General features: G+C 55.7%; 13 protein-coding genes. 6 read left to right on the top strand and 7 right to left on the bottom strand.

The window, feature by feature from the left end:
- Nucleotides 1-26: 26 nt before the first annotated feature.
- Complete coding sequence (gene gltS, locus ACMGG1_RS24380) at nucleotides 27-1,238, bottom strand: sodium/glutamate symporter (RefSeq protein WP_020837656.1); 1,212 nt, start codon at nucleotides 1,236-1,238, stop codon at nucleotides 27-29.
- 242 nt (nucleotides 1,239-1,480) lie between these two features.
- On the opposite strand from gltS, the gene ACMGG1_RS24375 reads away from it, so the two are divergent.
- Nucleotides 1,481-2,881: a nucleobase:cation symporter-2 family protein gene (locus ACMGG1_RS24375; RefSeq protein WP_187962075.1), complete on the top strand. Its 1,401-nt coding sequence runs from the start codon at nucleotides 1,481-1,483 to the stop codon at nucleotides 2,879-2,881.
- 132 nt (nucleotides 2,882-3,013) lie between these two features.
- Entirely contained in the window at nucleotides 3,014-4,675 is a 1,662-nt protein-coding gene (locus tag ACMGG1_RS24370) for an AsmA family protein (protein WP_201895889.1), read from the top strand.
- 39 nt (nucleotides 4,676-4,714) lie between these two features.
- Here ACMGG1_RS24370 and fabY read toward each other — a convergent pair whose 3' ends face one another.
- The 5 genes from fabY to typA all read right to left on the bottom strand — a co-directional run bounded on the left by fabY (nucleotide 4,715) and on the right by typA (nucleotide 9,637).
- Nucleotides 4,715-5,662, bottom strand: a complete 948-nt coding sequence (gene fabY, locus ACMGG1_RS24365; RefSeq protein WP_020837659.1) for a fatty acid biosynthesis protein FabY — start codon at nucleotides 5,660-5,662, stop codon at nucleotides 4,715-4,717.
- 23 nt (nucleotides 5,663-5,685) lie between these two features.
- Nucleotides 5,686-6,123: a D-aminoacyl-tRNA deacylase gene (dtd, locus tag ACMGG1_RS24360; protein WP_020837661.1), complete on the bottom strand. Its 438-nt coding sequence runs from the start codon at nucleotides 6,121-6,123 to the stop codon at nucleotides 5,686-5,688.
- A complete protein-coding gene (locus ACMGG1_RS24355) occupies nucleotides 6,120-7,010 on the bottom strand; it encodes a virulence factor BrkB family protein (RefSeq protein ID WP_020837662.1) in 891 nt (296 codons plus the stop codon). Before ACMGG1_RS24355 ends, dtd begins: the two co-directional genes overlap by 4 nt.
- A 49-nt stretch (nucleotides 7,011-7,059) precedes the next feature.
- Nucleotides 7,060-7,650 carry a glucose-1-phosphatase gene (yihX, locus tag ACMGG1_RS24350; RefSeq protein ID WP_414161075.1) on the bottom strand — a complete coding sequence of 197 codons (591 nt, stop codon included), beginning with the start codon at nucleotides 7,648-7,650 and terminating at the stop codon, nucleotides 7,060-7,062.
- Nucleotides 7,651-7,813: 163 nt separating this feature from the next.
- Entirely contained in the window at nucleotides 7,814-9,637 is a 1,824-nt protein-coding gene (typA, locus tag ACMGG1_RS24345; RefSeq protein ID WP_020837665.1) for a ribosome-dependent GTPase TypA, read from the bottom strand.
- A gap of 370 nt (nucleotides 9,638-10,007) precedes the next feature.
- Between typA and glnA the strand changes: the two genes are divergently transcribed.
- The 4 genes from glnA to ACMGG1_RS24325 all read left to right on the top strand — a co-directional run bounded on the left by glnA (nucleotide 10,008) and on the right by ACMGG1_RS24325 (nucleotide 14,430).
- Nucleotides 10,008-11,417 carry a glutamate--ammonia ligase gene (gene glnA, locus ACMGG1_RS24340; RefSeq protein WP_020837667.1) on the top strand — a complete coding sequence of 470 codons (1,410 nt, stop codon included), beginning with the start codon at nucleotides 10,008-10,010 and terminating at the stop codon, nucleotides 11,415-11,417.
- A gap of 308 nt (nucleotides 11,418-11,725) precedes the next feature.
- Complete coding sequence (glnL, locus tag ACMGG1_RS24335) at nucleotides 11,726-12,775, top strand: nitrogen regulation protein NR(II) (protein ID WP_020837668.1); 1,050 nt, start codon at nucleotides 11,726-11,728, stop codon at nucleotides 12,773-12,775.
- A gap of 8 nt (nucleotides 12,776-12,783) precedes the next feature.
- Nucleotides 12,784-14,196: a nitrogen regulation protein NR(I) gene (gene glnG, locus ACMGG1_RS24330; protein WP_041415118.1), complete on the top strand. Its 1,413-nt coding sequence runs from the start codon at nucleotides 12,784-12,786 to the stop codon at nucleotides 14,194-14,196.
- Nucleotides 14,197-14,307: 111 nt separating this feature from the next.
- Nucleotides 14,308-14,430, top strand: coding sequence for a YshB family small membrane protein (locus ACMGG1_RS24325; protein WP_139285489.1), 123 nt, complete (start codon nucleotides 14,308-14,310; stop codon nucleotides 14,428-14,430).
- A gap of 35 nt (nucleotides 14,431-14,465) precedes the next feature.
- On the opposite strand, the gene hemN is transcribed toward ACMGG1_RS24325, so the two are convergent.
- A complete protein-coding gene (gene hemN, locus ACMGG1_RS24320; protein WP_174574929.1) occupies nucleotides 14,466-15,839 on the bottom strand; it encodes an oxygen-independent coproporphyrinogen III oxidase in 1,374 nt (457 codons plus the stop codon).
- Nucleotides 15,840-15,842: the final 3 nt, after the last annotated feature.

The following is a 15,842-nucleotide window of genomic DNA, read 5'->3' as shown; positions in this document are numbered from 1 at the left end:
CCTTTTTCGTTATTACGACCGGTTAATCAGCCAATCGCCGGAAACACCGGCAACAGCAGATACAGCTTAATCACAATCGCGTTGGCGATATCGATAAAGAACGCCCCCACCATAGGCACCACCAGAAACGCCAGGTGCGATGGACCGAAGCGATCGGTAATCGCCTGCATGTTGGCGATCGCCGTAGGCGTGGCTCCCATGCCGAAACCGCAGTGGCCCGCAGCCAACACCGCTGCATCGTAATTTTTACCCATCACCCGGTAGGTAACGAAAATTGCGTACAGTGCCATCACCAGCGTTTGTACGGCCAGGATCGCCAGCATTGGCAGCGCCAGAGAAGCCAGCTCCCACAAACGCAGGCTCATCAACGCCATCGCCAGGAACAGCGACAGGCTAACGTTGCCCAGCACCGACACCGCACGCTCAAACACGGTATAGAACCCGGTGAAGGCCAGGGTGTTGCTGAGGATCACCCCAACGAACAGCACGCAAACAAAGTTGGGTAATTCAAATACCGTACCGCTCAGCAAGCCGGAGATAAACTGCCCCAGGCTCAGGCAGATGGCGATCATCGCGATGGTTTCAATCATGATCAGCGAGGTGATCAAACGGCCGCTCTCCGGTTTTTCAAAACCGCTTGGCTGGACGCTGTCATCCGGCGAGCCTTCCGGGGTGGAAGAGTGCTTCACCAGGTAACGCGCCACCGGACCGCCGATCAGGCCACCCAGAACCAGACCGAAGGTGGCACAGGCCATCGCCACTTCCGTGGCGTTTTCAAAGCCGTAGCGTTCGATAAACAGCTTGCTCCAGGCCGCCCCGGTACCGTGACCGCCGGACAGGGTAATCGAGCCGGCGATCAGGCCCATCAACGGGTCCAGACCCAGCATTTTCGCCATGCCGATGCCGATAGCGTTCTGCACCAGCAGCAGGCCCAGCACCACAAACAGGAATACCATTAATGCCTTGCCACCCGCGCGCAACCGCGACAGGTTGGCGTTCAAACCGATGGTGGCGAAGAAGGCCAACATTAACGGGTCTTTCAGCGACATATCGAAGCTGATTTCCCAGTTAACGAACTTTTTCAGGGCTAACAACAGGAGTGCCACCAGTAAACCACCGGCGACAGGAGCGGGAATGGTGTATTTCCTCAACAGGGGGATGCTGGTGACGCATTTGCCCCCAAGGAGCAGAACCAATGTTGCTGCGACTAACGTGCCATAAGTATCAAGATGAAACATCCAGTTACTCCATGTAAGGGAAAAGATCCAATTAATAAATAATAAGTTAGAGAAAACCGCTTAGTTTTTAAAACTTGATGAGTGCAGGATTAGAAGTAAAAAACGCTGATAACACAAGAAAAAATGAACGAAAATGCGACATAAGTGACGATACTGCTAACAAAGCATTAACGCGCAACCGTTTGCTTTTATGGGCCAAATCATTAAAATGCCTGCTTTGCCGTTTCTGGAAATGCCACACCATGACCCAGCCATCCGCCGAGTTCGATGCTGCGCAAAAAGCATCCGCCACTCCCCGCAACAGTGAACTGATTTATCGCCTGGAAGATCGCCCACCGCTGCCGCAAACGCTGTTCGCCGCCGGTCAGCACCTGCTGGCGATGTTCGTTGCCGTGATCACACCGGCCCTGTTGATTTGTCAGGCACTGGGTCTGCCGGCGCAGGACACTCAGCACATTATCAGCATGTCGCTGTTCGCCTCCGGCCTGGCCTCGATTTTACAAATCAAAACCTGGGGACCCGTCGGCTCGGGCTTGCTGTCTATTCAGGGCACCAGCTTTAACTTTGTTTCGCCGCTGATCATGGGCGGGCTGGCGCTGAAAAATGGCGGCGCGGACGTTCCCACCATGATGGCTGCGCTGTTCGGTACGCTGATGGTCGCCTCCTGCACCGAGATCCTGCTGTCACGCGTGTTGCACTTGGCACGGCGCATCATCACCCCGCTGGTCTCCGGCATTGTGGTGATGATTATCGGTTTGTCTCTGATTCAGGTCGGTTTGACTTCCATCGGCGGCGGCTATGCTGCGATGAACGGAGGTACCTTCGGCGCCCCCAAAAATCTGCTGCTGGCCGGCGCGGTATTACTGGTCATTATCCTGCTTAACCGTCAGCGCAATCCCTACCTGCGCGTCGCCTCACTGGTGATTGCCATGGCGGTGGGTTATCTGCTGGCCTGGGCCATGGGCATGCTGCCAGAAAGCCAGCCCACCCCCGAGACGGCGGCGATCATCATCCCGACCCCGCTGTATTACGGTCTGGGTTTTGACTGGAATCTGCTGCTGCCGCTGATGTTGATATTTATGGTCACCTCGTTGGAAACTATCGGCGATATCACCGCGACCTCTGACGTGTCGGAACAACCTGTCAGTGGCCCACTGTATATGAAGCGCCTTAAGGGCGGCGTACTGGCCAACGGCCTGAACTCCATGCTGTCGGCGGTGTTTAATACCTTCCCTAACTCCTGCTTCGGTCAAAACAATGGCGTGATCCAACTGACCGGCGTCGCCAGCCGCTACGTCGGCTTCGTGGTGGCACTGATGCTGATCGCGCTGGGGCTGTTCCCGGCGGTGGCCGGCTTCGTACAACACATTCCTGAGCCGGTATTGGGCGGCGCCACCCTGGTGATGTTCGGCACCATCGCCGCATCCGGTGTGCGCATCGTGTCGCGAGAGCGTCTGAACCGCCGTGCAATCATGATCATGGCGCTGTCGTTGGCCGTGGGGATGGGCGTTTCCCAGCAACCGTTGATCTTGCAGTTCGCACCGGACTGGCTGAAAACATTACTCTCCTCAGGCATTGCTGCCGGCGGCATCACTGCCATCGTGCTGAACCTGCTGTTCCCGCAGGAACACGAGAAACAATAATCCATCGAACTGCCTTGTGACAAACGGCCGCTTGCGGCCGTTTTTTATTGCCTATCAGACCATTGCACTTGAGATGCCCGGCCAATTGCGGCATAAACAGGGTATCTTTTTTGACCGACGCGGATGTAGACGATGAAATTTATCGGAAAACTGTTGCTGACGTTGCTGCTGCTGGTCGTGCTGGCCGTTGCACTGTTGTACGTCATAGGGCAAACCCGTTGGGCCGCGGGCTGGGTCAGCCGCTGGGTCAGCGATAACAGCGACTACCGCCTGTCGGTGGCGGCAATCTCGCACTCATGGAACCAGCCGGGCCAAATCAGCCTGGAAGACGTTCAGTTGGCCAAAAAAAATCAGCCTCAATCACTGGTGGCCAAACGTCTGGACCTCGGTCTCAGCCTGCGCCAAATTACCGAACCTCGTCATTTCCATAGCGTCACGCTGCGTGACGGCACGCTGAATCTGCAGCAGCAGGACGCAGCAATGCCAATACAGGCCGACGTGCTGCAACTGAGCAATATGGCGCTGCAATCCAACGATGAAACCTGGCAGCTCAACGCGCAGCAGGTCAACGCCGGCATCACGCCATGGCAACCCAAAGCCGGCCATCCGCTGGGTGATAACAATCAGTTCCAGTTCAGCGCTGGCTCGATGACGCTCAATGGCATCCCGGCCTCTCAGGTCCTGGTTCAGGGCGAGCTGAAACAAAATCAGCTGCTGCTCAGCAATTTCGGCGCCGACCTGGCGCAGGGGGATTTGACCGGCGTAGCCACTCGCGCCGCCGACGGCAGTTGGCAGGTAGAGCGACTGAGGCTCAGCGGCGTGCGCATGCAAACTCCCCTGACACTGGAACAGTTCTGGCAACGTTTTACCGCTCTGCCCCCCGTCACGCTCAAACGTTTTGATCTGATAGATGCACGGCTGGAAGGCAAGGAGTGGGCATTTAACGATCTCGACCTGTCACTGCAAAATGTCACCTTCCAACAGGGCGGCTGGAGCAGCCAGGACGGTTCGCTGAACTTTAACGCCAGCGACCTGATCAATGGCAGTTTCCATCTGATTGATCCGATCATGAATATGCGACTCTCGCCGGCCGGCATCGCCATTCAGCAGTTCACCACCCGCTGGGAAGGTGGGTTATTGCGCACCTCGGGCAACTGGCTGCGTGCCAACAACCGCCTGCAGCTGGATGAGGTCGCGGTCGCTGCGTTGGAATATACGTTGCCTATAGACTGGCGCGCATTGTGGTTACAACCGCTGCCGAACTGGCTGGCGGAGGTGTATGTCAATAAACTGACCACCAACCGTAACCTGATCATCGATATCAACCCGGCCTTCCCTTTCCAGATCACCGCACTGGACGGTTATGGCAGCAACCTGCTGCTGGCGCGCGACCACCAGTGGGGCATCTGGTCCGGCACGCTGAATTTGAACGGCAGTGAAGCTACCTTCAACAAAATTGACGTGCGCCGACCATCGCTGGCGCTGAACGCCAATGACGGGCAGATCAACGTCACCGAGCTCAGCGCCTTTATGCCGCAGGGGTTGTTGGATGCAAAAGCCACCGTCGAGCAACTGCCGGGCAAGCCTTTTACGCTGTCGTTGAATGGGCGTTCGGTACCGCTGAATACGCTACAACAATGGGGATGGCAAGCAGTACCGCTGGAAGGCGACGGTAATCTGCAATTACAGTTGAAAGGTTTGTTGAACAGCGATGGGCCATTTAAGGCTTCATTGCAGGGCAGGTTGCAGGCCACTGCCGCCGATGGCCAAACGGTCAACCAGCAACTGCCTTAATTCTGGATAGGCCCTCTCCGCATAGAGAGGGCCTGGGTATTAACTGTCTATCGCCTCACAGCCGCCCTGATCCAGGGGCACTTCCGGCTCGGCCGGCAACACCATATAAGTGCCTTCAAATACCGCACCTTTGTCATCGTCACCGAACAGATGGACTTCCGCCTGCACGCGAGCGCGGCGGCCACGGGCCAAACGGGCCAGATCGCCGCTCAACGAGCTGAGATCCGCCACTGCACGCGGTCGGCCTGTGATGGGCTTGCTGTAACGAATATGGGCATCGGCCAAAATGATGGTGCCACCGAGATGGCGCTCACGCAGCAATAGCCAGATCAGGCCCCAGGCGGTCAAGGTGGCCAGAGAGAACAGGCTGCCGGCAAACAACGTGTGGTGCGGGTTCTGGTTGCCAATTTCCGGCATGGTGGTGACAAAGCGCTGGCCGGTGTATTGGCTGATGCGCACCCCCATCTTCTCGCTGAGCGGAATGTGATCGTACCAGGCCTGCTGCAGCTGACCGCACCAGTCGGGCCGATGCAGGATGTCGTCCAGCGTCGCCACCGGTTTGATCATCAGGAAATGGCGAATCGGCGTGGTTTGCGGCGCGGTGATCTCACCCTGATTAATGAAACCCAGCTTGGCAAAGAAATCTACCGCGTCTTCACGGGCGCTACAGACTACGCGCTTCACGCCCTCCTGGCGCGCCACGGATTCCAGCGTCATGGCTACCAGCGTCCCCAGGCCTTTGTCCTGCACCGTCGGGTCTACCGCCAGAAAACGAATCGCGGCTTCGTTATCGGCATTGATGTACAGCCGCCCAATGGCGACAATTTTTCCGCTCTCGTCCACCACCATCTGATGATGTGCCATGGCGTCGTAGGCATCCTTTTCCGACCCCACCGGCTGGTGCAACGGCTTGCGCAGCATTTCCCAGCGAAACTGGTAATACTCTTTCAGTTCTTGCTCTGTTACCGGTACTCGTAGGTGATACATAGACGCCTTCTCTCTCAGAATTCTTAGACTTGAAGCCAAAACGTCACCGGCCCGTCGTTCACCAGCGCGACTTTCATGTCGGCCGCAAACTCACCGGTTTGGGTTTCGATACCGCGTTCGCGGCATTGGCCAACAAAATATTGGTATAACCGATCGGCCTCTTGCGGTACCGCGCCACGAGAGAAACTCGGACGCATCCCCTTTTGCGTGTCGGCCACCAGCGTGAACTGCGAGACCACCAGCAAACTGCCCCCTGCCTGTTGGACGTTGAGATTCATTTTGTCGTTCTCATCGCCAAAGATGCGGTAGCCCAATACGCGCTCACACAGGCGCTCAGCCTTCTGTTCGTTATCGTCCTGCTCCACGCCCAATAACACTAACAAACCGGGGCCTATGTTGCCTACCGTCTGGCCTTCCACCGTGACGCTGGCATTTAATACCCGTTGAATTAACGCAATCATAACTGCCCTTCTGATGACTGTTCCTGTTGTTGTGCCTTTTGCTGTCGGTAGTCGCGGTATTCCCCAATGGTAACCGTGATTTCCGCACCGAGTAACACGATACACCAGCTCCAGTAGACCCAAAGGAATAAAATGGGGATCACCGCCAACACGCCGTAAATCAGCTGATAAGACGGGAACATGGTGACATACAGCGCAAACCCCTTCTTGCCCAGCTCAAACAGCAAACCGGCCACCAGTGCGCCAATCAACGCATCCTTGGGTGGCACCCTAACCGTCGGCACGATGCAATACAGCAGCCAGAACGATATCCACGACAGGATCAGCGGGAAAATACGCAGCACCTGATCCACCAGGCTGTTGACGCCGGTTTGCGCCAGCCAGTTAAGCGACAGCAGATAGGAGCTGATCGCCATACTGGCCCCCACCAACAGCGGCCCCAAGGTCAGCACCATCCAGTACACGGCGAAAGAAAACACGATAGGACGCTGATTCTTGCTGCGCCAGATGGTGTTGAGCACGCTGTCCACCGACGAGATCAGCAACAGCGCAGTGACTATCAGGCCGCAGGTCCCGACGGCGGTCATCTTGTTGGAGTTGGCGACAAACTGCTCCAGATAACTTTGGATCACGTTGCCGGCGGCCGGCATGAAGTTGGAAAAGATAAAGCTTTTCAGTTGAACGCTGATGTCGGAGAACATCGGGAACGCGGCAAACAGCGCAAACACCACGGTCACCAGAGGTACCAGTGACAGCAGTGAGACGTAGGCCAGGTGGCCCGCCAACATGGTCAGGCCATCGCTGTCGACGCGTTTAATCAGCAGTCGTAAAAAGGTGACGCTGGGTTTGATCGAAGCGGGCAGCTTCTTGCGGCGGAAAAACGACATGGCCACTCCTTGATGTCAGTTTGTACGCCTTAAGCTTAACCCTTTGCGGTCATTGGGCAAAATAAGCCGGTACTACGTCGCGGTCGGTCACGTGAACCGTTTTGATGCCAAGTGCCTGGGCGGCAGCGACGTTATCCGGGTGATCGTCAAAGAACACCGCGTCGTCCGGCGAAGTATTTTCTGCATCCAGTACGTGCAGATAAATGTTGGCGTCCGGCTTACGCATGCCAAGATCCTGCGACAAATAGAGATGATCGGCGGCTTCGGCCACCTGCGGGTAGTGCTGCGGCCAGTAATTGCAGTGCAAGCGGTTGGTGTTCGATAACACCACCACCCGGTGACCTTCGCTGCGCAGGCGCTTCATGATGTCGATCACTTCTGGACGCAGGGCGACAAACACCGCCTGCCAGCCGGTAGCGAACTGCTCGAAACTGAGGGCAATCCCCATTTCGGCACTCAGCCCTTCGGCAAAGTCTTTATCGCTGATTTCACCGCGCTCGTGCTGCTGAAACAATTCGCCCATAGCAAAACGTTCGGACAAGACCGCCAATGGCGTACCGCTCAAACTGCTCCATACACCCAGTACACGTTTGAAATCGATATCGACGATCACATTACCTAAATCAAAGATATACAGCATAGTCCTCTCCTGATGGGCCGGTGAGATTTTACTGTAGCGGGAAAAGCAGAGGCTGAATAGAGAGCGGATGGAAAAGCGTATAGCACGCGGCAGAAATGAGAAAAGACAGAGGAAAAAACTCAGGGCGCTGGCGCGCCCTAAGTGTTGCAGACTAAATCGGCGATTAAGCTTCTTTAGGACCGCGGCTTGCACGCTTACGATCGTTTTCCGTCAGGTGACGCTTACGGATACGGATCGAGGTTGGCGTGACTTCTACCAGTTCGTCATCATCGATGAATTCCAGAGCTTGCTCCAGAGTCATTTTGATAGCCGGAACCAGGGTAGTGGCTTCGTCAGTACCGGAAGCACGCATGTTGGTCAGCTTCTTACCGGTCAGGCAGTTCACGGTCAGGTCGTTGGAACGTGAGTGAATACCGATGATCTGGCCTTCATACACTTCCGCACCGTGACCCAGGAACAGCTTGCCGCGATCTTGCAGACCGAACAGGGCGAACGCTACCGCTTTACCCTGGCCGTTAGAGATCAGCACGCCGTTCTGGCGCTGGCCAACTTCACCCGGACGTACGTCGTCGTAGTGGCTGAAGGTGGAGTACAGCAGACCGGTACCGGAAGTCATGGTCATGAACTCGTTACGGAAGCCAATCAAGCCGCGGCTTGGGATCACGTAGTCGAGACGCACACGGCCTTTACCGTCTGGATCCATGTTTTTCAGGTCAGCTTTACGCTCACCCATGGCTTGCATGACTGAACCCTGGTGCTGTTCTTCGATGTCCAAGGTCACGTTTTCGAACGGCTCTTGTTTACGACCATCGATTTCACGGAAGATTACTTTCGGACGGGATACCGCCAGTTCGAAGCCTTCACGACGCATGTTTTCGATCAGAACCGACAGGTGAAGTTCACCACGGCCAGATACGCGGAATGCATCAGCATCTTCAGTTTCTTCAACGCGCAGTGCCACGTTGTGCACCAGTTCCTTGTTCAGACGCTCAAGGATTTGACGCGAAGTCACAAACTTACCTTCTTTACCGCAGAAAGGTGAGGTGTTGACGTTGAAGAACATGGTTACGGTCGGCTCATCTACAGACAGCGCCGGCAGTGCTTCCACTGCAGAGGTGTCACAGATGGTGTCGGAAATGTTCAGCTCGCCCAGACCGGTGATAGCGATGATGTCGCCCGCTTCAGCCAGGGTAGACTCGATACGCTCCAGACCCATGTGGCCCAGCACTTTGCCCACTTTACCGTTGCGAGTTTTACCTTCGCTATCGATGATGGTGACCTGCTGGTTTGGCTTCACTTTACCACGCTTGATACGGCCGATACCGATCACGCCCAGGTAGTTGTTGTAGTCCAACTGGGAGATTTGCATCTGGAATGGCGCTTCGAGCTCAACCTGCGGTGCAGACACGTGGTCTACGATCGCTTGATACAGCGGGGTCATGTCTTCCGCCATCTCATTGTGGTCAGTACCGGCGATCCCCATCAATGCAGAAGCATAGATGATTGGGAAGTCGAGCTGCTCGTCGGTCGCGTCGAGGTTAACGAACAAGTCGAAGACCTGATCAACAACCCAATCAGGACGTGCGCCCGGACGGTCAACCTTGTTGATTACCACGATCGGCTTCAGACCATTAGCGAAGGCTTTTTTGGTCACGAAGCGGGTTTGCGGCATTGGGCCATCCATTGCATCCACAACCAGCAGCACCGAGTCAACCATTGACATCACACGCTCAACCTCACCGCCGAAGTCGGCGTGTCCTGGGGTATCCACGATGTTGATGCGGTAGTCTTTCCAATTAATGGCGGTGTTTTTTGCGAGGATGGTAATCCCACGCTCTTTCTCCAAATCGTTGGAGTCCATTACGCGTTCGGTGGCTTCTACACGCTCTCCGAAAGTACCGGATTGTTGCAGCAGCTTATCAACCAGGGTGGTCTTACCATGGTCAACGTGGGCAATAATGGCGATGTTACGCAAATTTTCGATCACAGCTTTGCCTCAGGCATTAGAAATAGCGCGCTATTGTACACGTATTAAGCGAGGGACTAAACAAGATCACAACAGTCTCTTATAAACAACTGTGTACAGGTCAGTATGTGATCCCTTTCACGGTGCAAAAAGCAGCATCCGGTGCACTTTTGCACCATTACAGTGCCCCACCCCGCACCGATTGCACCATTTAAGTGCAAAACGTCACTGATGGTGCATACTGATTCTGTGCAAAACCCACGCAGAAAGGCGATTAAAGCGCTTTAGCAAAGTTGGCACAGTTTTCGCTTTAGTCTTTTCAAGGCAAAAAAAGCCAGTTTCACAGATTCGTTCCACGACGACGACAATGATAAATCCGGGAGAGTTAAGTATGTCCGCTGAACACGTTTTGACGATGCTGAATGAGCATGAAGTGAAATTCGTAGACCTGCGTTTCACTGACACCAAGGGTAAAGAACAACACGTCACCATCCCTGCTCATCAGGTAAATGCCGACTTCTTCGAAGAAGGTAAAATGTTTGACGGTTCCTCGATCGGCGGTTGGAAGGGCATCAACGAATCTGACATGGTGCTGATGCCAGACGCCAGCACTGCGGTACTGGATCCGTTCTTCGAAGAATCTACCCTGATCATTCGCTGCGACATCCTCGAGCCAGGCACCATGCAGGGCTACGATCGTGACCCGCGCTCAATCTCCAAGCGTGCAGAAGATTTCCTGCGCTCTTCCGGCATCGCAGACACCGTTCTGTTCGGACCAGAGCCAGAATTCTTCCTGTTTGACGACATTCGTTTCGGCAGCAGCATCCGCGGTTCCCACGTGGCCATCGACGATATCGAAGGCGCATGGAACTCCGGCACCCAATACGATGGCGGCAACAAAGGCCACCGTCCGGCAGTCAAAGGCGGTTACTTCCCGGTTCCTCCGGTCGATTCTTCACAGGACATCCGTTCTACCATGTGTCTGACCATGGAAGAAATGGGCCTGGTCGTTGAAGCGCACCACCACGAAGTGGCAACCGCAGGTCAGAACGAAGTGGCAACCCGCTTCAACACCATGACCAAGAAAGCCGACGAAATCCAAATCTACAAGTACGTGGTTCACAACGTGGCTCACGCATTTGGCAAAACCGCGACCTTCATGCCGAAGCCAATGTTCGGTGATAACGGTTCCGGCATGCACTGTCACATGTCGCTGTCCAAGAACGGGACCAACCTGTTCGCCGGCGACAAATACGGCGGCCTGTCTGAGACTGCCCTGTTCTACATCGGCGGTATCATCAAGCACGCTAAAGCGATCAACGCCCTGGCCAACCCGACCACCAACTCTTACAAGCGTCTGGTCCCAGGCTACGAAGCTCCGGTCATGCTGGCTTATTCTGCCCGTAACCGTTCCGCTTCCATCCGTATCCCAGTGGTTGCCAGCCCGAAAGCGCGCCGTATCGAAGCCCGTTTCCCGGATCCAGCAGCTAACCCGTACCTGTGCTTCGCGGCCCTGCTGATGGCAGGCCTGGACGGTGTGATTAACAAAATCCACCCTGGCGACGCCATGGACAAAAACCTGTATGACCTGCCACCGGAAGAAGAAGCTGAAATTCCAAAAGTTGCAGGCTCTCTGGATGAAGCGCTGGCAGCACTGAGCGAAGACCGCGAGTTCCTGACCCGTGGCGGCGTATTCACTGACGACGCTATCGATGCTTACATCGATCTGCGCAAAGAAGAGATGGACCGCGTTCGCATGACGCCACACCCGGTTGAATTCGAACTGTACTACAGCGTTTAAGTTTTACCGCGCCGTCTGCGGGCGGCGCCCAGATTTAGTTGTCTTTTTTGTTGCCGTGGAAACTTTCAGCCCATCTTCGGATGGGTTTTTTTCTCCACCGTATTTTCTGCAAAACTATTCCATACCGCGTGCATAACGGATGGAGTAGGATAAATGCACTAAAAAGGTGCAGTCGTCTGCTATGCCCAAGAGATTTCACGGTGCAGCTAGGCGGCAACCGAGCGAACCGACAGGAGCTTGGTCTGCCAAGTGACTGGTGTGAGTAAGAGCAGCCAACAACGCTGCGTCTTGAAAGATAAAGGGCATATATGGCAACTGGCAAGCTGCCCGACGCAGGGCAGATCCTCAATTCTCTCATCAACAGCATCCTGCTGTTGGATGACTCACTGGCGGTTCATTACGCCAATCCGGCAGCACAACAACTGCTGGCACAAAGTTCTCGTAAACTTTTCGGTACACCGTTACCCGATTTGCTCGGTTATTTCTCACTGAACGTCGATCTGATGCGTGAGAGCCTGCATGCCGGTCAGGGCTTTACCGATAACGAAGTGACCCTGGTGGTTGACGGGCGTGCGCATATCCTCTCCCTGACCGCACAGGCGCTGCCTGATGGCTATATCCTGATCGAGCTGGCGCCAATGGATAACCAACGCCGTTTGAGCCAGGAACAACTTCAGCACGCCCAGCAGGTGGCAGCCCGCGATCTGGTCCGTGGCCTGGCGCATGAAATTAAAAACCCGCTTGGCGGACTGCGCGGCGCGGCACAGCTACTGGCCAAAGCGCTGCCCGATCCGTCGCTGACCGAATACACCAAGGTGATCATTGAGCAGGCCGATCGCCTGCGCAACCTGGTCGATCGCCTGCTCGGCCCGCAGCGGCCAGGGCAGCACATAACCCAAAGCATTCATCAGGTGGCAGAGCGAGTGTGCCAACTGGTGTCGCTGGAGAAGCCGGATAACGTGACGCTGGTGCGGGACTACGACCCGAGCCTGCCTGAAATGGCGCACGACCCGGATCAAATCGAACAGGTATTGCTGAACATCACCCGCAATGCGCTGCAGGCGCTGGGAGAAACGGGCGGCACCATCACGCTGCGCACTCGTACCGCTTTCCAGATCACCCTGCACGGCACCCGCTACCGGTTAGCGGCACGTATCGACGTAGAAGATGACGGCCCCGGTGTGCCGGCGCAGTTGCAGGACACGCTATTTTACCCGATGGTCAGCGGCCGCGAAGGCGGGACCGGCCTGGGGTTATCCATCGCCCGTAATCTTATCGATCAGCATTGCGGAAAAATTGAATTTAACAGTTGGCCAGGACATACCGAATTCTCGGTTTACCTGCCTATTCGCCAGTGAGGTTTTCTATGCAACGAGGGATAGTCTGGATCGTCGATGACGATAGCTCCATCCGCTGGGTGCTTGAACGTGCGCTCACTGGAGCCGGTGTGAGCTGCGTGACCTTCGACAGTGGCAATGCGGTGCTCGAAGCCCTGGCCACGCAAACTCCTGACGTGTTGCTGTCTGACATCCGCATGCCGGGTATGGATGGCCTTGCGTTGCTCAAGCAGATCAAACAGCGTCATCCGATGCTTCCGGTCATCATAATGACCGCACATTCGGATCTCGACGCCGCCGTCAGCGCCTACCAGCAAGGGGCGTTCGATTACCTGCCGAAACCCTTTGATATCGATGAAGCCGTAGCGCTGGTTGAACGCGCCATCAGCCATTATCAGGAGCAGCAGCAGCCTGCACGCAGCCAACCGGCCAACGATCCGGTGGCAGACATCATCGGTGAAGCCCCGGCGATGCAGGACGTGTTCCGCATCATCGGGCGCCTGTCGCGTTCGTCGATCAGCGTACTGATCAACGGCGAATCAGGTACCGGTAAAGAGCTGGTTGCCCATGCCCTGCACCGTCACAGTCCGCGCGCCAAATCGCCTTTTATCGCGCTGAATATGGCGGCGATCCCCAAAGACCTGATCGAGTCCGAACTTTTCGGACATGAAAAAGGGGCCTTTACCGGCGCCAACCAGATCCGTCAGGGTCGCTTTGAGCAGGCCGACGGCGGGACCTTGTTCCTGGATGAAATCGGCGATATGCCGCTGGATGTGCAAACCCGCTTGCTGCGGGTGCTGGCAGATGGCCAATTCTATCGGGTCGGTGGTTATGCCCCGGTGAAGGTTGACGTACGCATCATCGCCGCCACCCACCAGAACCTGGAAATGCGGGTACAGGAAGGTAAATTCCGTGAGGATTTGTTCCACCGCCTGAACGTGATCCGCGTGCACCTTCCGCCGTTGCGTGAACGTCGTGAGGATATTCCGCGTCTGGCGCGTTACTTCCTGCAGGTGGCGGCAAAGGAGCTGGGTGTGGAAGCGAAAAACCTCCACCCGGAGACTGAAACTGCACTGACGCGCCTGCCATGGCCAGGTAACGTTCGCCAGTTGGAGAACACCTGCCGTTGGTTAACCGTGATGGCCGCTGGTCAGGAGGTGCTGATTCAGGATCTGCCGAGTGAGCTGTTTGAAACCTCTGCGCCGGAAACGACCGGGCATAGCCTGCCCGACAGTTGGGCCACGCTGCTGGCACAGTGGGCAGACCGCGCGCTGCGTTCCGGTCATCAAAACCTGCTGTCGGAAGCGCAACCGGAGATGGAGCGCACCTTGCTCACCACTGCACTGCGTCATACCCAAGGGCATAAGCAGGAAGCCGCCCGTTTGCTGGGGTGGGGGCGCAATACGTTAACGCGTAAGTTGAAAGAATTGGGAATGGAATAGTTTGCGGCATTGATTATAGAAAATACAATCAAGCGCACAAAAAACGGCTATTTCAGGCTTTACAGCCGAAGAGGCCGCAGTATGATCGGGGCGCACACCCTGGAGGCTTCCATGCTGGATTCGTTAATCGCATTCATTTCTCAAGGCGCAGAACTTGGTTCTGCCGCCAGCCACACGCCGCAGGCAGCCGTTGCTGCGGTATTGTGCGCCGCACTGATTAATTTCTTCAGTTAAAACAACGGCCGCGAAAGCGGCCGATGTTTTACTCATCAAATAACCCGAGAGAATTGCTGAGTGCGGGCCTGTTGACGCAGGTAGATATCAAAGCACATGCAAATATTGCGGATCAGTAACCGGCCACGCGGCGTAACCTGAATGCCCTGCTCGTCACGCTCCACCAGCCCATCGCGTTCAAACGGCGCCAACAATTGCAAATCCTCGGCAAAATAATCGGCAAAGTTGATGTCGAACTGACGTTCTATGGCCAGATAGTCCAGTTTGAAATTGCAGATCAGCGTTTTGATCACCTCACGCCGCAAGCAGTCGTCTTCGGTCATCGCCAGGCCGCGCCACAGTGCATGACCTTGCGCTTCGACGCTGCTGTAATAAACCTTCAGCTCTTTCTGGTTCTGCGCATAGCTGTCCCCCAGCATGCTGATGGCGGAGACACCCAGCCCCAGCAAATCACTGTCGCCCTGGGTGGTATACCCCTGGAAATTACGGTGAAGTTTTCCTTCGCGCTGCGCCACCGCCAACTCATCGTCCGGTCGTGCGAAATGATCCATGCCGATAAACTGATAACCCGATTCGGTCAGGGAGGCTATGGTGTGCTGCAAGATATCCAGTTTCTGCTGCGCGCTCGGCAGATCTGCGTCTTTGATTTTGCGCTGGGCAGCAAACAGGTTCGGCATATGGGCATAGTTAAATACGCTCAGGCGATCGGGGCTTAGCTCTGCCACCCGCTGCAGAGTGTAGGCAAAGCTCTCCGGCGTTTGCTTTGGCAAGCCGTAGATTAGATCGATATTGGTGGAATTAAAGCCAAGCGCTTTAGCGCGAGCAATCAGGGCAAAGATAAAGGCTTCATCCTGCTCGCGGTTCACCAGCCGCTGCACCTCTTTATTGAAGTCCTGCACCCCCATGCTCAGGCGATTAAAACCCTCGCTGCGTAAATGATCGAGCACATCCAGCTCAATCTCACGCGGATCGACTTCGATCGACATTTCGGCATCGGGAAGGAAATCAAAGTGTTGGCGCAGCATCGTTACCAGCTGGCTGATTTGTGCCTTGCTCAGATAGGTTGGCGTACCGCCGCCCCAGTGCATCTGGCCGACCTTACGCCCGGCAAACAACGGTGCACGTTGAGCAATCTCTTGCGCCAGCACCGCCAGATATTCATCGGCCTTGTGCGTTTGACGCGTCACCAGCTTGTTGCAACCACAGAAATAGCAGAGCTTGTGGCAGAAAGGAATATGCACGTACAGCGATAAAGGGCGCTCAGGATAACGCGCCGCGGCGCGTTGAAACGCCGCTTCGTCGTAGCTCTGGTTGAATTCCAGCGCTGTGGGGTATGAGGTGTAACGCGGCCCTGAATAGTTATATTTCTGGATCAGGGCCAGATCCCAGACAATTGCCTGCTCTGACATGCT

The organism is Serratia sp. BNK-12 (genome assembly GCF_047456085.1).
In the GTDB taxonomy this organism is placed as follows: Bacteria; Pseudomonadota; Gammaproteobacteria; order Enterobacterales; family Enterobacteriaceae; genus Serratia; species Serratia liquefaciens.
This window is presented reverse-complemented; position numbering and strand designations above follow the sequence as displayed.